The sequence below is a fragment of the Streptomyces krungchingensis genome (assembly GCF_054729265.1).
This window is the reverse complement of record NZ_JBPUKY010000001.1, coordinates 5401740-5423098: the sequence shown is the minus strand read 5'-3', so window position 1 is coordinate 5423098 and position 21359 is coordinate 5401740. Positions and strand designations below refer to the sequence as shown.

19 protein-coding genes and 1 tRNA gene are annotated in these 21359 nt (G+C 71.9%); 8 read left to right on the top strand and 12 right to left on the bottom strand.

Translation table 11 applies throughout. The annotated features are described in order from the left end of the window. Positions 1 to 120: 120 nt before the first annotated feature. The 6 genes from ACSYGO_RS23870 (at position 121) to ACSYGO_RS23845 (ending at position 4415) form a co-directional block, all read left to right on the top strand. Positions 121 to 1083, top strand: a complete 963-nt coding sequence (locus ACSYGO_RS23870) for an ABC transporter ATP-binding protein (RefSeq protein WP_426677223.1) — start codon at positions 121 to 123, stop codon at positions 1081 to 1083. Further along, a complete protein-coding gene (locus ACSYGO_RS23865; protein WP_432175518.1) occupies positions 1073 to 1978 on the top strand; it encodes an ABC transporter permease subunit in 906 nt (301 codons plus the stop codon). Before ACSYGO_RS23870 ends, ACSYGO_RS23865 begins: the two co-directional genes overlap by 11 nt. Next, entirely contained in the window at positions 1975 to 2886 is a 912-nt protein-coding gene (locus tag ACSYGO_RS23860) for an ABC transporter ATP-binding protein (protein WP_028804041.1), read from the top strand. The genes ACSYGO_RS23865 and ACSYGO_RS23860 overlap by 4 nt, the downstream gene beginning before the upstream one ends. A gap of 10 nt (positions 2887 to 2896) precedes the next feature. Beyond that, on the top strand, positions 2897 to 3616 hold the full coding sequence (locus tag ACSYGO_RS23855) for an ABC transporter permease (protein WP_028804040.1): 720 nt from the start codon (positions 2897 to 2899) through the stop codon (positions 3614 to 3616). Between the two features lie 153 nt (positions 3617 to 3769). Further along, positions 3770 to 4003, top strand: a complete 234-nt coding sequence (locus tag ACSYGO_RS23850) for an SGM_3592 family protein (RefSeq protein ID WP_432175517.1) — start codon at positions 3770 to 3772, stop codon at positions 4001 to 4003. A gap of 327 nt (positions 4004 to 4330) precedes the next feature. Further along, positions 4331 to 4415, top strand: a tRNA-Ser gene (locus tag ACSYGO_RS23845). Between the two features lie 215 nt (positions 4416 to 4630). Here the strand turns inward: ACSYGO_RS23845 and ACSYGO_RS23840 are convergent. From ACSYGO_RS23840 to ACSYGO_RS23800, 9 genes are all read right to left on the bottom strand, one after another. Next, complete coding sequence (locus ACSYGO_RS23840; RefSeq protein WP_426677224.1) at positions 4631 to 5410, bottom strand: HAD family hydrolase; 780 nt, start codon at positions 5408 to 5410, stop codon at positions 4631 to 4633. A 104-nt stretch (positions 5411 to 5514) separates the two neighbouring features. After that, positions 5515 to 6792 carry a serine--tRNA ligase gene (gene serS, locus ACSYGO_RS23835; protein WP_426677120.1) on the bottom strand — a complete coding sequence of 426 codons (1278 nt, stop codon included), beginning with the start codon at positions 6790 to 6792 and terminating at the stop codon, positions 5515 to 5517. Positions 6793 to 7573: 781 nt separating this feature from the next. Continuing rightward, a complete protein-coding gene (gene pheA / locus ACSYGO_RS23830; protein ID WP_426677121.1) occupies positions 7574 to 8506 on the bottom strand; it encodes a prephenate dehydratase in 933 nt (310 codons plus the stop codon). 163 nt (positions 8507 to 8669) lie between these two features. Then, the gene (efeB, locus tag ACSYGO_RS23825) at positions 8670 to 9950 is read right to left on the bottom strand and encodes an iron uptake transporter deferrochelatase/peroxidase subunit (protein ID WP_460387560.1); all 1281 of its coding nucleotides are present in this window, start codon (positions 9948 to 9950) and stop codon (positions 8670 to 8672) included. An 8-nt stretch (positions 9951 to 9958) separates the two neighbouring features. Continuing rightward, a complete protein-coding gene (locus tag ACSYGO_RS23820) occupies positions 9959 to 11947 on the bottom strand; it encodes a copper resistance CopC/CopD family protein (protein WP_460387559.1) in 1989 nt (662 codons plus the stop codon). A gap of 13 nt (positions 11948 to 11960) precedes the next feature. Next, positions 11961 to 12443: a copper chaperone PCu(A)C gene (locus ACSYGO_RS23815; RefSeq protein ID WP_426677124.1), complete on the bottom strand. Its 483-nt coding sequence runs from the start codon at positions 12441 to 12443 to the stop codon at positions 11961 to 11963. After that, positions 12440 to 13093 carry an SCO family protein gene (locus ACSYGO_RS23810; RefSeq protein WP_435225273.1) on the bottom strand — a complete coding sequence of 218 codons (654 nt, stop codon included), beginning with the start codon at positions 13091 to 13093 and terminating at the stop codon, positions 12440 to 12442. Before ACSYGO_RS23810 ends, ACSYGO_RS23815 begins: the two co-directional genes overlap by 4 nt. Positions 13094 to 13216: 123 nt before the next feature. Further along, positions 13217 to 13963: a YcnI family copper-binding membrane protein gene (locus ACSYGO_RS23805; RefSeq protein WP_432175514.1), complete on the bottom strand. Its 747-nt coding sequence runs from the start codon at positions 13961 to 13963 to the stop codon at positions 13217 to 13219. Between the two features lie 111 nt (positions 13964 to 14074). Further along, positions 14075 to 14905: a hypothetical protein gene (locus ACSYGO_RS23800; RefSeq protein ID WP_426677127.1), complete on the bottom strand. Its 831-nt coding sequence runs from the start codon at positions 14903 to 14905 to the stop codon at positions 14075 to 14077. A gap of 223 nt (positions 14906 to 15128) precedes the next feature. On the opposite strand from ACSYGO_RS23800, the gene ACSYGO_RS23795 reads away from it, so the two are divergent. Together ACSYGO_RS23795 and ACSYGO_RS23790 are read left to right on the top strand one after the other, a co-directional pair. Further along, entirely contained in the window at positions 15129 to 15584 is a 456-nt protein-coding gene (locus ACSYGO_RS23795) for an ATP-binding protein (RefSeq protein WP_426677128.1), read from the top strand. A gap of 164 nt (positions 15585 to 15748) precedes the next feature. Continuing rightward, complete coding sequence (locus ACSYGO_RS23790; RefSeq protein ID WP_432175513.1) at positions 15749 to 16576, top strand: triphosphoribosyl-dephospho-CoA synthase; 828 nt, start codon at positions 15749 to 15751, stop codon at positions 16574 to 16576. Between the two features lie 35 nt (positions 16577 to 16611). On the opposite strand, the gene ACSYGO_RS23785 is transcribed toward ACSYGO_RS23790, so the two are convergent. The 3 genes from ACSYGO_RS23785 to ACSYGO_RS23775 all read right to left on the bottom strand — a co-directional run bounded on the left by ACSYGO_RS23785 (position 16612) and on the right by ACSYGO_RS23775 (position 21249). Further along, the gene (locus ACSYGO_RS23785; protein ID WP_460387556.1) at positions 16612 to 17895 is read right to left on the bottom strand and encodes an MFS transporter; all 1284 of its coding nucleotides are present in this window, start codon (positions 17893 to 17895) and stop codon (positions 16612 to 16614) included. 358 nt (positions 17896 to 18253) lie between these two features. Beyond that, on the bottom strand, positions 18254 to 19633 hold the full coding sequence (gene pdxR, locus ACSYGO_RS23780; protein WP_460387555.1) for a MocR-like pyridoxine biosynthesis transcription factor PdxR: 1380 nt from the start codon (positions 19631 to 19633) through the stop codon (positions 18254 to 18256). A 128-nt stretch (positions 19634 to 19761) separates the two neighbouring features. Then, positions 19762 to 21249 carry an aminopeptidase P family protein gene (locus tag ACSYGO_RS23775; RefSeq protein ID WP_426677132.1) on the bottom strand — a complete coding sequence of 496 codons (1488 nt, stop codon included), beginning with the start codon at positions 21247 to 21249 and terminating at the stop codon, positions 19762 to 19764. Positions 21250 to 21359 lie beyond the last annotated feature (110 nt).

Genomic DNA, 21359 nt, shown 5'->3' with positions numbered 1-21359 from the left:
AGAGACGGCATTCGACCTCAGGGGGACCCCTACGGGCCCGTACGACTGGAGTCTGACGCGGATCCAGCTCCGTGGTCTGACGACCGCTGTGGCATGCGCCACTACCTTCGAAACGTGACTGTGATCGCGACCGAAAGCCTGAGCAAGCGGTTCCCCCGGGTGACCGCGCTTGACCGGCTCTCCGTGGACGTCGGGCCCGGTGTGACCGGACTCGTCGGAGCCAATGGAGCCGGCAAGTCCACACTGATCAAGATCCTGCTGGGTCTGTCCCCCGCCACCGAGGGCCGCGCCGAAGTGCTCGGACTCGACGTCGCCACCAAGGGCGCCGCCATCCGCGAGCGGGTCGGGTACATGCCCGAGCACGACTGCCTGCCGCCCGACGTCTCGGCCACCGAGTTCGTCGTCCACATGGCGCGCATGTCCGGCCTCCCGCCGGCCGCGGCCCGCGAGCGCACCGCGGACACCCTGCGCCACGTCGGCCTGTACGAGGAGCGCTACCGCCCCATCGGCGGCTACTCGACGGGCATGAAGCAGCGCGTGAAGCTCGCGCAGGCCCTCGTCCACGACCCCCAGCTGGTCTTCCTCGACGAGCCGACCAACGGCCTCGACCCGGTCGGCCGCGACGACATGCTCGGGCTGATCCGCCGGATCCACACCGACTTCGGCATCTCGGTCCTGGTCACCTCGCACCTCCTGGGCGAGCTGGAGCGCACCTGCGACCACGTCGTCGTCATCGACGGCGGCAAGCTGCTGCGGTCCAGCTCCACCACGGACTTCACCCAGACCACCACGACCCTCGCCATCGAGGTCACCGACACCGACGAGCACCCGGACGGCACCCGCGCGGTGCGCGACGCGCTGGACGCGCGCGGGATCGAGACCCACGACGGCAGCGGCCTGCCGGGCGCCGGGCACATCCTGCTGCTGACCGCCGAGGGCGAGGAGACGTACGACCTCGTCCGCGACGTCGTCGCCGACCTCGGCCTCGGCCTGGTCCGCATGGAGCAGCGCCGGCACCACATCGCGGAGGTCTTCAAGGACAGCGACGAGCAGCGGAAGGAGGCGGTCGGCCATGGCGGTTGAGCAGCCCACGGCCCGGGAGGCCGAGCAGACCCGGATCCACAACATCGGCTACCGCAACTACGACGGACCGCGCCTGGGCCGCGCGTACGCCCGTCGCTCGCTGTACTCGCAGTCCCTGCGCGGTGCCTACGGACTCGGCCGCTCGGTCAAGTCCAAGGTGCTGCCGATGCTGCTGTTCGTCGTGATGTGCGTCCCCGCCCTGATCATGGTGGCGGTCGCGGTCGCCACCAAGGCGAAGGACCTGCCCGTCGACTACACGCGATACGCGATCATCATGCAGGCCGTGATCGGTCTGTACGTGGCCTCGCAGGGACCGCAGGCCGTCTCCCGCGACCTGCGATTCAAGACCGTCCCGCTGTACTTCTCGCGCCCCATCGAGACCGCGGACTACGTGCGGGCCAAGTACGCGGCGCTGGCCTCGGCTCTGTTCGTCCTCACGGCCGCGCCGCTCGTCGTGCTCTACGCGGGAGCGCTGCTGGCGAAGCTGGACTTCGCCGACCAGACCAAGGGATTCGCACAGGGGCTGGTCTCCGTGACACTGCTGTCGCTGCTCTTCGCCGGGATCGGCCTGGTGATCTCCGCGGTCACGCCGCGCCGCGGCTTCGGCATCGCGGCCGTCATCGCCGCCCTGACCATCTCCTACGGGGCGGTGTCCACCGTCCAGGCCATCGCCTTCGAGCAGTCCAGCACCGGCGCCGTCCCGTGGCTCGGCCTCTTCTCGCCGATCACGCTGATCGACGGGGTGCAGACCGCCTTCCTGGGCGCCACCTCCGCGTTCCCCGGAGGGGAAGGACCCTCGTCCGGGCAGGGCCTCGTCTACCTCATCGTCGTCCTGGGGCTCATCGCCGGCTGCTACGGCCTCCTGATGCGCCGCTACCGAAAGGTCGGGCTGTGACCACGCTCAACATCGACCACGTCTCACGCTGGTTCGGCAACGTGGTGGCGGTCAACGACATCACGATGACGATCGGCCCCGGAGTCACCGGCCTGCTCGGCCCGAACGGCGCGGGGAAGTCCACCCTCATCAACATGATGGGCGGCTTCCTGGCCCCCTCCACGGGCACCGTCACCCTCGACGGCGAGCAGGTCTGGCGCAACGAACAGATCTACCGGCACATCGGCATCGTCCCCGAGCGCGAGGCGATGTACGACTTCCTCACCGGCCGCGAATTCGTCGTCGCCAACGCCGAGTTGCACGGCCTCGGCGACAAGGCAGCCCAACGCGCGCTCGCCACGGTCGAGATGGAGTACGCGCAGGACCGCAAGATCTCGACGTACTCCAAGGGCATGCGGCAGCGCGTGAAGATGGCGTCCGCGCTCGTCCACGACCCGTCGCTGCTGCTGCTCGACGAGCCGTTCAACGGCATGGACCCGCGTCAGCGCATGCAGCTCATGGACCTGCTGCGGCGCATGGGCGACGAGGGCCGCACGGTGCTGTTCTCGTCCCACATCCTCGAAGAGGTCGAGCAGCTCGCCGCGCACATCGAGGTGATCGTCGCCGGACGGCACGCGGCGAGCGGCGACTTCCGGCGCATCCGCCGCCTGATGACCGACCGCCCGCACCGCTATCTGATCCGGTCCAGCGACGACCGGGCGCTCGCCGCGGCGCTGATCGCCGACCCGTCGACGTCGGGCATCGAAGTCGACCTGGCCGAGGGTGCGTTGCGCATCCAGGCGGTCGACTTCGGCCGGTTCACCGCCCTGCTCCCGCGCGTGGCGCGCGAGCACGGCATCCGGCTGCTCACGGTCTCGCCGTCCGACGAGTCCCTCGAGTCCGTCTTCTCGTATCTCGTCGCGGCGTAGGAGGCCGAAGATGTACGACCCCACAGTCGCCCGGCTCACCTACCGTGGCCTGCTCGGCCGGCGCAGGGCCCTGATCCTGTGCGCCCTGCCCGTCCTGCTCATCGTGATCTCCGCCGCCGTACGCGGCTTCACCGGCGCCGACGACCAGGTGGCCTCGGACGTGCTCGGCGGTTTCGCGCTCGCGACGATGGTCCCGATCATCGGCGTCATCGCGGGCACCGGAGCGATCGGCCCCGAGATCGACGACGGCTCGGTGGTGTATCTGCTGGCCAAGCCCCTCAAGCGGCCCACGATCATCTTCACCAAGCTGATCGTCGCCATCGCCGTCACCATGGCGTTCTCGGCGGTGCCGACGTTCATCGCGGGCCTGATCCTGAACGGCAACGGCCAGCAGATCGCCGTCGCCTACACCGTCGCCGCGCTGGTCGCCTCGATCGCGTACGCCGCCCTGTTCCTGCTCCTGGGGACCGTGACCCGGCACGCGGTGGTCTTCGGACTCGTCTACGCCCTCGTCTGGGAGGCACTCTTCGGGTCGCTGGTGTCCGGCGCGCGCACGCTGAGCGTCCAGCAGTGGGCACTCGCCGTGGGCCACAAGGTCACCGGCGGCGACCTCGTCACCTCCGACGTGGGCCTGCCGACCGCGACGGTGCTGCTGATCGCGGTCACCGTGCTGGCCACCTGGTACGCGGGGCAGCGGCTGCGGTCGCTGACGCTGGCCGGCGAGGAGTGAGCGGGTTCCACGCGCGCGTGCCGGCCGTCACGGTGCACGCGCGCGTGGAACCCCGCCGAGGCCGCCCGTTCACCGGGCGGCCTTTTCTTGACATCGGCTTCACCTGCGCCCGGGCACACTGGGCCGAGGGGATGCGTTGCTAGGAGGACGGGGATGTCCGCTGAGGAACTGAAAGGCGACGGGGAACCCGGGGACGTCTGGGACGACCTCGTCCTGGACGAGGACTTCATACGGTCCGCGGATGCGGCCGAGCCCTCGGCCCGCGCCCGTATGCTGGCCGCCCGCTGGCGCGAGGGAGGGCCCGACCCGCAGCCCTGGCGGTCCGACGAGCCGCCCGCGGGATGGTTCTTCAGCAAGGCGCGACGGCGCAGGTGGCGCCGCCGCTGACCGCGTCTTCCGGCGGCCGCCGCGTACCGGGCCGCCGCCGGGGGTCGGGTGGCCCTGGATCCAGCACTGGGTGCGAGCCCGGCATTTATTCGGTGGCGTCCAAATCGACGCCGGGGCACAGTAGTTGTGTCCACGCCGCCGCATCGAGCCGGCGCCATGTTCTGGGAGAGGAGCGCGACGATGTTCATCAGGAGCAGTTCGTCGAGCTCCCGACAGGGCAGCCCGCGGCGGGTTCCGGAGTAGTTACCCCTCCGTCGAACCCACCCCGCACGGGGGGCTGCCCGGGGCGGCCGCTTCGAGCGCGCGTCACGCGCGGGCCGCCCACCCGGAGGATTGGCCGAGAGGTAAGGCACCGGCTTGCTAAGCCGTGGTCGGGGTCGTCCCCGCGCGCGTTCGATCCGCGCATCCTCCGCAAGAACGCACCGGCGGACGGCTGATGCCGCCGCGTCACGGCCGGCACGACAGCGGACGGCCGATGCCGTCTCCCCGGCCGGCCGGCCGGTCGGTCGGCGTCGGTCAGCGCCCGACCTGCAGCGCGGACCTCGCCCCTGCCGCGCAGCTCCTGGCTCCGCGGCGCAGGTCCCGCTCCCGCGTTCGGCAGGAGCTGGGACCGGACCGAGGACGGGCCTAGCCCAGCAGGCGTTCCAGGACCACCGCGATGCCGTCCTCCTCGTTCGAGGACGTCACCTCGTCCGCGACGGCCTTGAGATCGTCGTGGGCGTTGGACATGGCCACCCCGTGCGCCGCCCAGGCGAACATCGGAATGTCGTTGGGCATGTCGCCGAAGGCGATCGTGTCGGCCGCCTTCATGCCGAGCCGACGGGCCGCCAGGGACAGCCCGGTGGCCTTGGAGAGGCCGAGGGGCAGCAGTTCCACTATCCCCGCACCCGCCATCGTGACGCCCACCAGACCGCCCGCGACCTCCGTGCCGACGGCGGCGAGCTCGTCGTCGGAGAGCGTCGGGTGCTGGATGTACACCTTGTTCAGGGGAGCCGACCAGAGGTCCGCCGCGTCCCTGATCGGCACGGTCGTCAGCGGGCCTTCCTGCACCCGGTAGCCGGGGCCCACGACGACCTCGCCGTCGAGCCCGTCGCGGCTCGCGGCCAGCAGGAGCGGCCCGACCTCCGCCTCGATCTTGGCGAGCGCCAGACCGGCCAGCTGCCGGTCCAGCGTCACCGACGTGAGCAGCCGGTGCGCCCCCGCGTCGTAGACCTGCGCGCCCTGGCCGCACACCGCGAGGCCCTCGTAGCCGAGGTCGTCGAGGATGTGCCGGGTCCAGGGCACCGCGCGTCCGGTGACGACGATGTGGGCCGCGCCCGCCGCGGTCACCGCGGCGAGCGCCTCACGTGTGCGCCCGGACACCGTCTCGTCGGCACGCAGCAGCGTGCCGTCGAGGTCGGTCGCCACGAGCTTGTACGGGAACGACCCGCTCGGTCCGTCCGGCTCGTGCGACGCCCGCGGCGCGGTCGAGCCGTGCGGCGCGGTCGAACCGGTCGCTCCAGATGTGCCGGTCACTTGGAGATCGGCTCCAGGACCTCACGGCCGCCCAGGTACGGGCGCAGCACCTCCGGCACCCGGACGGAGCCGTCGGCGAGCTGGTGGTTCTCCAGGATCGCGACGATGGTGCGGGGGACGGCGCACAGCGTGCCGTTGAGCGTGGCGAGCGGCTGGACCTTCTTGCCGTCGCGCATGCGGACGGACAGGCGGCGGGCCTGGAAGCCGTCGCAGTTCGACGCCGAGGTCAGCTCGCGGTACTTGCCCTGCGTGGGGATCCACGCCTCGCAGTCGTACTTGCGGGACGCGGACGCGCCCAGGTCGCCCGACGCCACGTCGATGACCTGGAACGGCAGCTCAAGACCGGTCAGCCACTGCTTCTCCCAGTCCAGGAGGCGCTTGTGCTCGTTCTCCGCGTCCTCCGGGTCGACGTACGAGAACATCTCGACCTTGTCGAACTGGTGCACGCGGAAGATGCCGCGGGTGTCCTTGCCGTAGGTGCCGGCCTCGCGGCGGAAGCACGGCGAGAAGCCGGCGTAGCGCAGCGGCAGCTTGTCGGCGTCGAGGATCTCGTCCATGTGGTACGCCGCGAGCGGGACCTCGGAGGTGCCGACCAGGTAGTAGTCGTCCTTCTCCAGGTGGTACACATTCTCCGCGGCCTGGCCGAGGAAGCCGGTGCCCTCCATGGCGCGCGGGCGGACCAGCGCGGGCGTCAGCATCGGGGTGAAGCCGGCCTCGGTGGCCTGCGCGATCGCCGCGTTGACGAGGGCGAGTTCCAGGAGCGCGCCGACGCCGGTCAGGTAGTAGAAGCGCGAGCCGGACACCTTGGCGCCGCGCTCGACGTCGATGGCGCCCAGCGCCTCGCCGAGCTCCAGGTGGTCCTTGGGCTCGAAGCCCTCGGCGCCGAAGTCGCGGATGGTGCCGTGCGTCTCCAGGACGACGAAGTCCTCCTCGCCGCCGACCGGGACGTCGGGGTGCACCAGGTTGCCCAGCTGAAGGAGGAGCCGCTTGGCCTCCTCGTCGGCCTCGTGCTGCTCGACGTCGGCCGCCTTGACGTCGGCCTTGAGCTGCTCGGCCTTCTTCAGCAGCTCGGCGCGCTCGTCGGGGGAGGCCTTGGGGATCAGCTTGCCGAGCGCCTTCTGCTCGGAACGCAGCTCGTCGAAGCGGACGCCGGACGACCTGCGCCGCTCGTCGGCGGAGAGGAGGGAGTCGACGAGGGCGACGTCCTCTCCACGGGCGCGCTGGGAGGCGCGAACACGGTCGGGGTCCTCACGGAGCAGGCGAAGGTCAATCACCCCTCAAGGCTACCGGTGCGCGGTTCCGGCCAACGACTCGATATTCCGGTCCGCCGGTTCTGTGGCGTTATGAGGGGAATGCCGGACTGAATCTTTTGATCATGAGTCGGCGTCAAGGAAAAGGGTCGTACTCCCTGAAAGGGGGCAGGTGGCGGCTCGTCGGTTGACCGGATTTCCTTGTGGTGGCAGGGACTTGGTGCCTGGTTGTCCACAGGAATCCACAGCCCGCCAGAGTTATCCACAGGCTGTGCGGAAGATCTGTGGACTTCGGAAATGATCATTCCGAGGGGTGGGCACGGGTTGAGGAATTCCCGGTTCAAACCCTGCGTACACGCACTTTCGGGTGTAAATGATTCGCTCCATAGAGTTGATCAATGGAAAAGGGTGGACGAAGGGTGACGTGCGGGACTGTGGAAGAAGTTGGGGCCTGTAGGCCGATTTGTCGACGATGCAGTATTTCGTTGTCGACTTGTCCCCAGGTCGAGAACCGTGCCTGTGGATAACGTCTGTGGATGACGAAAATCTGCAGGTAGGACGAGTGATCAAGGGCGCACGGGCCGGTGGACAGGGATGACGTCGGGAGCGGGCGGGCCGCCGGGGGCGCGCCGACGGCCAGGAGCGATCGGCTCTCGCGCACCGAACCGGTGGAAATGAGCCGCACGGACTGTTTACGGCGTGTTCGGGAACGATTCGTCCATTCGATTCCCGGCATCGGCCCACGGCCTTTGGCCGCCCTGGCCCGAACCCGCGCTCCCAGTGGCCGCCCGCGGAACGGCGCCTTTCAGAAGCGGCCGTCCTGGCAGCGCGCCAGCCAGTCGGAAGCGGCGGAGAATTCGCTGTCCGACGTGCCGGCCCGGGGTGCGCGTACGTCCTTGGGGTCGACTTCCGCCCGGGGGTACGAACCGAGGAAGCGCACCTGCGGGCAGACCCGCTTGAGCCCCATCAGTGCCTCGCCCACCCGCCGGTCGGAGATGTGGCCTTCGGCGTCGATGGCGAAGCAGTAGTTGCCGATGCCCTCACCGGTCGGCCGGGACTGCAGCAGCATCAGGTTGACGCCGCGCACCGCGAACTCCTGGAGGAGCTCCAGCAGGGCGCCGGGGTGGTCGTCGCGCTGCCAGATGACCACGGACGTCTTGTCCGCGCCGGTCGGTGCCGAGGGCCGGGCCGGCCTGCCCACCAGCACGAAGCGTGTCTGCGCGTTCTCCGCGTCGTGGATGCCGGTCTCCAGCGGCTCCAGGCCGTACGTGGCCGCCGCGAACTCGCCCGCGAAGGCCGCGTCGTACCTGCCCTCCTGGACCAGGCGCGCGCCGTCGGCGTTCGACGCGGCGGACTCCCACAGGACGTCGGGCAGGTGCGTCCTGAGCCAGTTGCGCACCTGCGGCTGTGCGGCGGGGTGCGCGGTGACCGTCTTGATCTCCGACAGCTTCGTGCCGGGCCTGACCAGCAGTGCGAAGGTGATCGACAGCAGCACCTCGCGGTAGATCATCAGCGGGGCGCCCGCGACCAGCTCGTCGAGGGTCGTGGTGATGCCGCCCTCCACCGAGTTCTCGATGGGGACGAAGGCGGCCTCGGCCTCGCCGTTGCGGACGGCGTCCAGCGCGGCGGGAACCGACACCACAGGGACCAGTTCCCGGGTGGCAGCCTCCGGGAGCGTGCGCAGGGCGACTTCGGTGAAGGTGCCTTCGGGACCGAGATACGCGTAGCTGGCTGGCATGACCTCACCCTAATGGGCCTTGAACAACCAGGACGACGCGTGTGGAAACGGGACCCCCAGGGGTGATCAGCCACCCCCAGGGGCGCAGCCACCCCCAGAGGTGATCCGGGACCTCTGACGGCGATCCGGAACCCCTATGGGCGATCCGGGGACGGCCGGGCGGTCAGCCCTCCAGCAGGCGCTGCCCCACGTACTCGCCCGTCGCCGCCCCGCCGGGCACCGCGAACAAGCCGCTCGACTCGTGGCGGACGAAGGTGGAGAGCGCGTCACCGCGGTCGAGCTTGCGTTGGACGGGCACGAAGCCGCGCAGCGGATCGGCCTGCCAGCAGACGAAGAGCAGGCCCGCGTCGGGCACCCCGTCCGTGTCGATGCCGTCGTGGAAGGAGAACGGGCGGCGCAGCATCGCGGCACCGCCGTTCTGGTCGGGCCGGGTGATCCTGGCGTGCGCGTTGATCGGGACGACGAGATTGCCGTCGGCGTCGGTCTTGTCCAGGTCCATCGGCGTGGTCTCGGTGCCGCCGCTGAGCGGGGCGCCGGTGGCCTTCTTCCGTCCGATGACGTCCTCCTGGGCGCCGGGCGAGAGCTTCTCCCAGTCGTCGAGGAGCATGCGGATACGGCGGACGACGGCATAGGAGCCGTTCGCCATCCAGGCCGGCTCGCCCGCGTCGGGCACGAAGACGCGGCGATCGAAGTCGGACTCGGACGGCTTCGGGTTGCGGGTGCCGTCGACCTGCCCCATCAGGTTGCGAGCCGTCATGGGCCGGCCGGTCGCGCCGGGCGAGCGGTTGAAGCCGTTCATCTGCCAGCGCACCCGGGCCGCGCTGCCCGCGTCCTTCTGGACGGCGCGCAGGGCGTGAAAGGCGACCAGGGCGTCGTTCGCTCCGATCTGCACCCACAGGTCGCCGTTGCTGCGCGCCTTGTCGAGGTGGTCGGAGGAGAAGTCGGGCAGCGGGTCGAGCGCCACGGGGCGCTGCTTCTCCAGGCCCGTACGCGCGAAGAAGCTGTGGCCGAAGCCGAAGGTGACCGTCAGGGAGGAAGGGCCGGCGTCGCGTGCGACATCCGTGTCGTCCTGGGCGGCAGGCTCGCCCGCCATCAGCCGCTGGGCGGTCGCCGACCAGCGGCGGAGCAGCGCGGCGGCCTCCTTGCGGCCCGCGCCCGCCGCCAGGTCGAAGGCGACGAGGTGGCCGCGTGCCTGGAGGGCGGTCGTGATGCCCGGCTGATGTTTCCCGTGAAACATCACCGCGTCCGAGCCGACCGAGGTCAGCGGCGCTGTCGACGCGGCCTTCTCGGCGCTCGGAGCGGCCGCGTATCCGGCGGCGCCCCCGGCCGCGCCCAGGGCGAGACCGGTGGCGCCGGCGGTGCCGAGCAGCCGGCGCCGCGAGACGCCGCCCTTGGCGGCAGCCTCGGGGGAGGAGACGGCGTCGGGAGTGGACTGGTCGGGCATGGTGGGGTTCAGCCGATCTGCGCGTTCTTGTTCACGGTCGCCTGGTCGATGTCGGAGGTGCGCACGGTCACCGCGATCTTCCAGTCGCCCGCCATGGGGATCTGTACTCCGCTCGCCGACCAGTGTCCGGTGGCGATGCGGTCGGGGGTCACGGGCAGCGGGCCGATGTCCTTCGCCGCGAGGGTGAAGGCGACCTTCACCTCGGGGACGTCGAAGGCCTTGCCGTTGGGCCGCTGCACGAAGACGTGCATCTCGTTGCCGCCGACGCGGGCCGGGTCGAGGGTGAGCTCCACGGTGCCCTTGCCGTCCTCGCCGCCGGTGTCGAACGGGATCTTCAGGGACAGCGGGCCCGAGCGCTGGGACGCGGAAGCGGTGGCCTGCTGGGCCGCCTCCTCCGTACGCCCGGGCTCGGTGGAGGTCAGCACGGTCGTGACCGCGAGCAGGACGACGGCGACACCCGCCTCCGCGAGCACCGAGCGGCGCAGACCCGAGCGGTGCGGGTCGGCGTCACGGAGGCGCTTGTCGCGCGCGGTGGCGACGGCCGCCCGCTGCCGGGCGAGCTGCGCGGCCCGCCGGGAGTCCGCCGGGACCGTCTCCCGCGTCTCCTCGCGCTGTTCGGCCACGTCCTCGGCCGCCGAGCCTCGTTCCTCCGAGGCCGGCGCCTCGGACAGCCGGCCGGTCCAGCGGCGTGAGATCCAGGCGATGCCGACGAGGACCGCCACCAGTGCGATCTTGACGAGCAGCAGTTGTCCGTACCTGGTGCCGGTGAACGCGGACCAGGAACCGAGCTGGCGCCACGACTGATAGATCCCGGTGGCGACCAGGGTGACGACGGCGCCGAACGCGAGGCGGGAGAAGCGCCGCACGGCGGCCGTGTCGATCGCGTCCTCGGCCGGAGCCCGGAACAGCGCCGTCAGCAGGGCCGAAAGCCCGCCGAGCCATGCGGCGACGGCCAGCAGGTGCAGTACGTCGACGGGCATCGCGATGCCCGGCTGGAGGCCGGTCGAGGCGTGCTCGGCCATCGCCCAGGTCGCGGCCAGGCCCGCCGCGACGACGGTGCCGCCGATCGCGAGGCCGAAGGTGAGGTCCTTCTTCTCGGCGGCTCTGTCCGCGGCCTCGGCGGCCCGGGCGGCCGCCACGGTGGCCTCGTCGTCGCCCTCACTGGATCCGTCGGTCCCGTCGGCCGCGCCGGACGCCCCGGCCTCGGGTTCGTCCCGCTTGACGTACGCCCCGAAGAGCACCGCGATGAACAGCGCCGCGGCGGCGAGCAGCAGCAGCCGGGACACCAGGGCCGCGCCCGACTTGGTCTGGAGCACCTGACCCAGCAGGCTCAGGTCGAAGATGTCGCCGATCCTGCCGGAGCCGACGTACGAACCGCGCAGGAGCAGCAGCGCGAGCGTGGCGCCGGTGAGGGCGAGCCAGCCGGTGACGACGAGCCGCTGGACCGGCCGGACACCGGCACCGCGCTGCCAGCAGGCCAGCACGAAGGCGGCTCCGCCGACCAGGAGGACGAAGCCCGCGTAGGAGACGTAGCGCGCGATGCCGTAGAGCACGCCGACGGTTCCGCCGCCCGCGCCCTGGTCGGACAGGGCGACGGAGGTCTGCGAGGGCGCGCCGACGGAGAAGGTGAAGGCGCCGGAGACGGGGTGACTGTCCTCGGACACCACCTGGTAGGTGACGGTGAAGGTGCCGTCGGGCAGCCCCGAGTGCAGCTTCACGCCGTACGTGGTGCCGCTCAGGTTCGTGGCCCGGCCGGTGTCGACCCGCTTGCCCTTGGGGTCGAGCACGCGGAGCGAATCGTCCGAGAGGGCGACCTTCTCGGAGAAGGTGAGCGACACCTGGGTGGGCGCCTGGTCGACCACCGACCCCTGCTTCGGGTCGCTCCCGGTCAGCGCGGCGTGCGCGGAGGCGGGCGCGGCCCCGGCCAGGAGCGCGCCGGTGACGGCGAGGAACAGCAGCAGGAGGGTCCGGAAACGGGGGGCGATGGTCTGCGTCAAGGTGGTCGCTCCCTCAGTGCCCGGTCTTCGGTGTGTACGTCGCGGACTTCACCGGCATGGATATCTTCACTGTGCCGGATTTGGCGAAGTGCAGTTCCACGGCCACCTTCTCGCCCTGCTCCGGCTTGCGGGTGAGCTTCTCGAACATGAGGTGGTTGCCGCCGCTCGCGAAGTTCAGCGTGCCCTTGGCGGGCACGGCGAACGACTTCTCCTCCTCCATCGCCCCGCCCTGGGTGGAGTGCAGTGTGACGTCGTCCGAGAGGCTGCTGGTGACCGAGGTCAGGGTGTCGGCGCCGCCGGTGTTGCTGACGGTGAAGAAGCCGGCCGCCATGGTGGCCATGCTCGGGGCGGGCATGTACGCGCCGGTGACCTTCAGCTCGGGCCTGCCCGCCGAGGAGCCGCCGTCGCCCGAGCCGCAGCCCGCGAGCGTGGCCGCGGTGGCCACGAGGACCGCGCACGCGGCGAGCGGACGCGAGGCCCGGCCGGGACGGCTCACGGGTTCTCCCCCTTGATGAGCTCGGGCAGGTCCTTGGTGTAGTCGTCGACGGTGGCGTCCTCGCCGTACAGCACATAGCCGCCGTCGGTCTTCGGCGAGAACGCGATGACCTGGGTGCCGTGCACGGAGACGAGCTTGCCGTTCTTGTCCTTCGACGTCGGCTCGATGGAGATGCCCAGGGTGCGCGCGCCGGCCTGGATTGTGGCGAAGTCGCCGGTGAGGCCGACGAAGTCGGAGTCGATGCCCTTGAGCCACGTACCGAGGGCGGTGGGGGTGTCGCGGCCCGGGTCGGTGGTGACGAACACGACGCGGAGCTTGTCCTGTTCGGCCTTGGGCAGCTGCTTCTTGGCGACGGCCAGGTTGTTCATCGTCAGCGGGCAGACGTCGGGGCAGTGCGTGTAGCCGAAGTACACGAGCGTCGGCCGGCCCTTGGTCTGCGCGCGCAGGTCGTACTTCTTGCCGTGCGTGTCGGTGAGCACGAGGTCCGGCTTCTCGAACGGCTTGTCGAGGATCGTCGCCGCCTTGGCGGAGCCGGTCTCGGCGGACACGTCGGCGACGGGCTTGTTGCCGTCGTCGCCGCTGCCGCAGGCGGAGAGGGTCAGGGTGGCGGCGGCGAACAGGGCGGCCACGGCATACGTCTTCTTGCGCATAGAAAAATGTCCCAGATGTGTGCGCTCCGGCGCGCACCGGGGGGTCGTACCGGGCCCGAAAGCCCAGGTCGTACGACGTCCCGATGCGCACCGAAGGGATGAGCCTCGGTACCGCGCGCCGTCTCAGGCGGCGGTGCGGCGGCGGCCGGCCATCACGCCGTACGCCACGCCCGCCACGCCGACGACGATGCCGACGATGCCGAGCACGCGCGCGGTGGTGTCGCTGCTGTCGGACGACGCCTCGGTGGTCTTCTCGGACTCCGCCTTCGCGTCGGACGAGTGTGACGCGTCGGAGGCGTCCTCGGCGTCGGCGGAGCCGTGGTGGCCGCCCTCGGACGCGGCGGAGAGCGCGAGCACCGGAGCCGGGTTCTCGGGCTCCTCCTGGCCTTCCTGCTGCGGCTCGATCCAGCGCACGACCTCCTTGTTGGAGTACGTCTGGACGGCCTTGAAGACCAGTTCGTCGGTGTCCTCGGGCAGCGCGCCGATGGAGAGCGGGAACTTCTGGAAGAAGCCCGGCTCGACGCCCTTGCCGGTGGCGGTCCAGGTGACCTTGGTGACGGCCTCGTCGATCTTCTGGCCGTGCACGGTCAGCGGCTTGTCCAGCTTGGACTTGGTGACCTTCACGTCCCAGCCGTCCAGCTTCTGCGGCATGACCGAGGCGAGCGGGTGGTCGGTCGGGAAGTTGACCTCGAGCTTGGTGGTCGAGGCGTCGTCGCGCTCGTTGGGGACCTTGAAGTTCACGACCGCGTAGTCGCCCTTGGCGGCCGTGCCCTCGGGCTGGACGCTGACGTGCGCGAAGGCGGGCACCGACAGGGTGAGGACGGCCGAGGCGGCGACGGCAGCGGCGGCGGCGATACGGGAAGGCTTCATAGCAGGGGACACTCCACTTTCAGTCCGTTGGCAAGGGGGTGCGCGTGCGCGACGGGCACGCGCGCGCGTGCCGCACGACGGCGTGGCCCCTTGGCGGAGTGACGCGTCGTGTCAGGCGGCGAGGACGAGTGCGGTGGAGGACGGTGGTCCGCGCCGGACGACGGTGTGCTGGAGTGCGCTCGCCTGCGGCTTCAGGGGCGCGAGCAGCGCGGTGCGCGGTGCGCGGACCGCTTCGGGCGCTCCCGGAAGACCCGCGCGCAGGGCGCGTACGAGCGCGAACGCGGAGCGCAGGGACCGTACGAGCGCCGTCTCCGCGACCCCGTGGGCGGACAGCCGCATGAGACGCAGCAGCGCCAAGTCCCCGCGGCGCAGCACCCATCCCGCGGCGACGGCCGCGAGGACGTGGCCGAGCAGCATCGGCAGGGAGGGCAGGACCGACATCGATGAGCCGGCCGTGGCCGCCATGGCGTCCGCCGGGTGGTGCATGGACGGGCTCATGCCGGTCGTCGTGCCCGTGTCGATCCGCGCCTCGGCGAGGATCCGCTGGGCCTGTGCCGGACTGATCGCCGCCGCGGCCGTGCCGCACACGAGGCGCGCGGCCCGCTCGACGAGCGAGGCGTCGGACATCGGCATGCCCGACATGGCGTCCGTGGACGTCGCGCCGGCGTGCTGACCGAGTCCGAACAGCGTGTGCAGCGCGGTCTGTCCGGCCGCGAGGACCGCGGCGATGCCCGGGAGTGACCGCTCGCGTCCCGCCAGTGCGGCGGCGACCGCGAAGACCGCGAGGAAGCCGGCCCCGAGCGTCCACAGGGGGACCGAGGCACAGGAGGCGAGACCATGACCGGCCGCGGCCAGCGCGACGCAGACCGCGGCGAACACCGCGGCCCTGAGCATCCGGAGGTCGAGTCCGGAGCGTGCCGAGCGCTTGTGGGGGGCAGTCATGGCGGGCTCATCATCCCACTGGCCCGGCCCGTTCGGTACGGCAGGTCCGCCAGGTGGTGTTCGACCGGTGGGTCACCGTGTGCGGGTTCTTGGACGCACATACACCGATCCTCGGCACCCGCGCGTCCGCCGTATGGGCGGTATCACCTCGTGCAGGCGATTGCGTGCGCGTGCTTGCGGCAATACGTAACGGTATGTCGAGCCGCGGCCGGGAGGCTGGAGCATGAGCATCTGGTGGTCACTCCATCTGCGGCGCGAAGCTGCGAGTGTTCCGCTCGCCAGACGCCTGCTGCTCGGCACGATGGAGAGCGCGGGAGTCGACCCGGACATCTCGTACGACCTCTCCGTCGCCCTCACCGAGGCCTGTGCCAATGCCGTCGAGCACGGCGGCGGCACCGCGAACGGCCCTTCCTCCGAGGCCTACCGGGTGACCGCCTATCTCGACGGCGAGCGGTGCCGCATCGAAGTCGCCGACTCGGGCCCGGGTTTCCCCGGCGGCCGTGTTCGTCCTCCGATCCGTCCGGCGCGCGGTGACAGCGAGCACGGGCGGGGGCTGTGCCTGATCCATGAACTCGCGGACCATGTCGAGATCGACAGCAGCCCCGGCAGGGCAGGCGCCGTCGTCAGCTTCGACAAGATCCTCAAGTGGAAGAAGGACCCCTCTTTGCTGCCGGCGTAGCGCCGGGCGCGGCGGAGCGGCGCGTGCCCCGCCCCGGCTCGTGACGCATCCCCCGGCCCGAGCCTCCCGAAGCGGGCATGTCCCGCCCGGGAAATCCCGGAGTCCACAGCGCGGTCACAGCTCTCCCCCAGGTCCCTGACGGCCGGCGTTCCTAGATTCCCGGCATGAGGGGAAGCCGCCAGGACGAGACGCTCGCCGAGGCCGCGGTGGCGGCGCTGACGCGACAGCTGGAGCTGGCACCCAAGCCCGGACTGCCCGACCCGCGCGATCTGCGCGCCCGAGCCACCCGGCAGGACCACCGCTCCCTGCGCTGGTCGGCCAAGGCGCTGGCGCCCGGCCTCGCGGCCATGGCGGCCGCCGCACGCCGTACCGGCCGTGCCACCCCCGGACTCCGCGCGGAACTGGGCGCGATCGGCCGGTCCACGGAACACTCGGTGGCCCTGGCCGGCGGCGGGCACCGGGGCGCCCTGTGGGCGCTCGGGCTGCTCGTCGCGGCAGCCGCCCTGGAACCCGGCGCCACCGGGACGGAGGTCACGGCGGTGGCCAAGCGGATCGCGGCGCACGCCGACCGGCGGGCACCGCGGCGGCCCTCCCGGGGGTCGACCGTCTCCGCGACGTACGGGGCGGCCGGCGCACGGGGCGAGGCACGCGCCGGATTCCCGCACGTCCGCCGGGCGTTGGACGCGCTGTCCGCCACCCGTTCGGCCGGTGCGCCGGAACCCCGCGCCCGGCTCGACGCCCTCCTCACCGTCATGTGCACGCTCCAGGACACGGAGCTGCTGCACACCGCCGGACCCCACGGCCTGCGGCACGTCCAGGCGGGCGCCCGCGCGGTGCTGGACGCCGGCGGCACGTCCACGGAGGCGGGCCGTGCGGCCCTGGCCGCCTTCGACGCCGACCTGCACGCGCGCGCGTGGAGCCCGCGAGGCAGTGGAGCGCTCCTCGCGGGTGCCCTGTTCGTGGACTCGCTGCCCGTGACCGTCAGGTCGTGACGCCCGTGACCGTCAGGTCGTGACGCCCGTGACCGTCAGGTCGTGACCGGGACGCCGCGCCCGCCCGCGGCCGGATCGGGGCATGCGTCCGACGCCGGTTGCCGCGGGCGGCGGGAGCGTGCCGCGGGTCCCATCGCGTACGACGCCCCGGCGATCAGTCCGCCGAGCAGCAGCCATCCGGGCGTTCCCCAGCCCACCAGCAGGGCCGTCAGGACGAGCGGACCCATCGTGCGGGCCACCGTGACACCGGTGCCGAAGAAGCCCTGGTACTCACCCATGCGGTCGGCCGGGGCGAGGTCGAAGGCCAGTTGCCAGGAGCCCGCCGACTGCTGCATCTCGGCGACGACCTGAAGGAGCGCGCCCGCCACGAGGATCCCGGCCGCGACCCACGGGGAGGCCCCGGACGACAGGGCGAACACCGCGCAGGACGCCAGCATCACCAGTCCGGACCGGCGGATCGCGCGCGTGGCGGCCGTGAGGCCCGTGACGCCCCGCGCCATCCGCACCTGGAAGACCATCACCGCGCCCGTGTTGAGCACGAACAGCGCGGAGACCAGCCAGGCGGGCGCCTCGGTGCGCTCGGTGATCCACAGCGGGACACCGAGGCTGAGCAGCGGCATCCGCAGCAGCAGCACGGTGTTGAGGAACGTGACCAGCACGTAGGGGCGGTCGCGCAGGACACCGAGCCCGTGACCGCGCCGCACGGTCACCGGCTGCACCGTAGGCAGGCGCAGCAGCAGCCCGGCGCACAGCAGGAAGGTCGTCGCGTCCAGAGCGAACACCCCGGAGTAGGCGGCCCGCGTCCCGGCGTGCAGCGCGAGCCCGCCGAGGCCCGCGCCCACCGCCAGACCGGCGTTCAGCGTCGACTGGAGGTGTGCGAGCAGTCCGGTGCGCCGCCCGGCCGGCACCAGTCCCGCGAGCAGCGCCTGCCGGGACGCCGCGAGCCCCGACTGCGCGGACGCGTACGCGCACGCCGCGAGGACGAAGGGGACGAAGCCGCGGACGACCAGGAAGGACGCCACCGCCGTCGCCGTCGCGAGGGCCAGCAGCGCCGCCGTGCCGCGCGGCCCGCGCCGGTCGGCGAGCCGGCCGAGCGGCACGCCCACCAGTGAACCGACGGCCCAGGCGACGGTCAGCCCCAGTCCCACGTGCTCGGGCGCGAGACCGACGACGTGCGTGAAGTAGAGGGCGGAGGTCACGTAATAGGCGCCGTCGCCCACGGAGTTGGCCAGCTGGGCGAGGGCGAGCACGCGCTGCGGGCCCGCGGGCGGGAGGAGACGGTGCTTCGTGGCGTGCGCCGCGGCTGCCTGGTTCGTCATGTCACTGACGCTACGGACGTATTGGCTCCCCGGGCAGCTCCAATCAGCACACCTCTTGTTGGCCCAATTCGACGACCCGTCACCGGCACGGCCCACGCCGGATCCCTCTGTCACGGGGGCGGACCGGCCCGCAGCCCACCGCGGGCTCATGCCGGCCGTCCTCCGCCGCCGGGGCGGATCGGCCCACAGGTCACCACCGGCACGGCCCCTGCGCGCGGCCTCTGCCACCGGTGGGTGCCGGCCCGCAGCCCACCACCGGCAAGGCCCACGGTGGGTGCCGACCCGCAGCCCACCATCGGCAAGGCCCATACGGGCGGCCGCTGCCGCCGGGGCGGACCGATCCGCACCGGCGGGGCCCTCAGCCCGTCCCCCGCACCCCGTCCAGCACCCGCCCCAGCGCCTCCAGGGCCTCCGGATAAGCGCGTTCCCGGGGTGTCCCGTACCCGACGACGAGTCCCTGCGGGCGGTCCGCGGCCGGTGCGTGCCAGTGATCTCCCAGGTGGCCGATCGCGAGCCCCTCCTGCGCGGCGCGCGCCAGCACCTCCGCCTCGTCGTCCACCTCCACCAGGGCGTGCAGCCCCGCGGCGATCCCCCGGACGCTCCTGCGCATCCCCAGCCGGTCGAGCAGCCGGTCCCTGCGGCGGCGGTAGCGCAGCCGGCACGCGCGCACATGACGGTCGTACGCGTGGCTGTCGATCATCTCGGCGAGCGCCAACTGGCCGATGGACTCGGTGTGGTGGTCGCTGTGCAGCTTGATGTCGGCGACCGCGTCGACGAGGTGCGGGGGCAGCACCATCCAGCCGAGCCGCAGGGCGGGACCGAGCGTCTTGGAGGCCGTGCCCAGGTAGACGACCTGGCCGGGCGCCATCCCCTGGAGCGCGCCGACCGGCTGCCGGTCGTAACGGAACTCCCCGTCGTAGTCGTCCTCGACGATCAGTCCGTCACGCGCGCGTGCCCAGTCGGTGAGGGCGCGCCGCCGCTCCGGGTGCAGGGTGACGCCGGTCGGGAACTGGTGGGCGGGCGTGACGACGACCGCGTCCGCCTCCGCCGCGGCGTCCGCGCGGGCGCCGCGTTCGTCCACGGGCAGCGGGACGACGGTTCCGCCGCTCTTGCGCACCACCTCGCGGTGGAACGCCAGGCCGGGGTCCTCCATGGCCACCGTGCCGCCGTCCAGCACACGGGTGAGGAGCGCGAGACCCTGCACATACCCCGAAGTGATGACGATCCGTTCGGGCGGCGCGATCACTCCCCGCGCCCGCCCCAGGTAACCCGACAGCGCGGTCCGCAGCTCGATACGGCCGCGCGGGTCCCCGTAGTCGTACGCCAGGGACGGCGCCGTCGCGATCGCGCGGCGCAGCGCCCGCAGCCATGCCGCCGCCGGGAAGGTGCCGACGTCCGGGCTGCCCGGACGCAGGTCGAAACGGGGTGCACGCGCGCGTGGCGCCCGCACGGCCGCCGCCGCGCCGTCCGTGGGCAGCGGTGCCACCTCGGTGCCGGAACCCTGCCGGGCCGTCAGATAGCCCTCCGCGACCAACTGGTCGTACGCGGCTTTCGCCGTGCCGCGGGAGATGCCCAGTTCGGTCGCGAGCCGGCGGGTCGCCGGCAGCCGCGTGCCGGGCGAGAGCCGTCCCTCGCGCACGGCGTCCCGCAGGGCGCGCTCGAGCCCCGCCCTGCGCCCCGCCCCGGCGTCCGGCTCCAGATGCAGGTCCACCCCGACACCGGACCAGAAGTCGTCCACGAAAAGCCGCCCCCCTAGGCACACCGGAAAGCCCGGGAGCGCCGAAGTCCCCCGGGCACGCCGATGGCCGGGCACCCAGGAGGGCACCCGGCCATCAGTCTTGTCATCAGCCCTCGCGGGGCACTATGTCAGCCCTTCAGGGACGCCATCCAGGCCTCGACCTCGTCCGAGCGGCGCGGCAGGCCCGCGGACAGGTTCCGGTTGCCGTCCTCGGTGACGAGGATGTCGTCCTCGATGCGGACGCCGATGCCGCGGTACTCCTCCGGGACGGTCAGGTCGTCCGCCTGGAAGTACAGGCCGGGCTCGACGGTCAGGCACATGCCCGGCTCCAGCGTGCCCTCGACGTACGTCTCGGTCCGCGCGGCCGCGCAGTCGTGCACGTCCATGCCGAGCATGTGGCCGGTGCCGTGCAGGGTCCAGCGGCGCTGCAGACCCAGCTCCAGGACGCGCTCCACGGGGCCCTCGACCAGGCCCCACTCGACGAGCTTCTCGGCGAGCACGCGCTGCGCGGCGTCGTGGAAGTCGCGGTACTTGGCGCCCGGCTTCACGGCCGCGATACCGGCCTCCTGGGCCTCGTACACGGCGTCGTAGATCTTCTTCTGGAGCTCCGTGTACGTGCCGTTGATCGGCAGCGTGCGCGTCACGTCGGCGGTGTAGAGCGTGTGGGTCTCGACACCCGCGTCCAGCAGGAGCAGGTCGCCGGCGCGGACCGGGCCGTCGTTGCGCACCCAGTGCAGCGTGCAGGCGTGCGGGCCCGCGGCGCAGATCGAGCCGTAGCCGATGTCGTTGCCCTCGACGCGTGCGCGCAGGAAGAACGTGCCCTCGATGTAGCGCTCGCTGGTCGCCTCGGCCTTGTCCAGGACCCGGACGACGTCCTCGAAGCCGCGCACGGTCGAGTCGACGGCCTTCTGCAGCTCGCCGACCTCGAAGTCGTCCTTGAGGAGCCGCGCCTCGGAGAGGAAGACCCGCAGCTCCTCGTCGCGCTCGGCGGTGACCTTGTCGGTCAGGGCGGACTCGATGCCGGCGTCGTAGCCGCGCACGACCCGGACCGGGCCGGTGGCCTCGCGCAGCGCGGCGGTCAGCTCGCGCACGTCCGAGGCCGGGATGCCGTACAGCGCCTCGGACTCGGTGAGGGAGTGGCGGCGGCCGACCCACAGCTCGCCCTGGCCGGACAGCCAGAACTCGCCGTTCTCGCGGTCGGAGCGCGGCAGCAGGTAGATCGTCGCCTTGTGGCCGCCGGACACCGGCTCCAGGACGAGGACGCCGTCCTCGGTCAGGTTGCCGGTCAGGTACGCGTACTCGACCGAGGCGCGGAAGGGGTACTCGGTGTCGTTCGAGCGGGTCTTCAGGTTGCCCGCGGGGATCACCAGGCGCTCGCCCGGGAAGCGCGCGGAGAGCGCGGCGCGGCGGGCGGCCGTGTGCTCGGCCTGGGCGATGGGCTTCAGGCCGCGCAGCTCGGTGTCGGCCCATCCCGACTTCATGCTCTCGGCCAGCTCGTCGGACACGCCCGGGTACAGGCCGTTCTTGCGCTGCTTGATCGGCTCCTCTTCGCCCGCTTCGTCAGCGGCATCGTCAAGCACGGCTTCCGGGGTCTCCGGGGTGAGCGCCTCCGACACGGTCTGCCTCCTAGATACGACATTGGACCTCCCCCATCGTACGGTCGTACTGAAGGGGGCCCAGGGCCGGAAGGCCTGTTACGTACGGCTCACCGTGAACGGCGACCGCG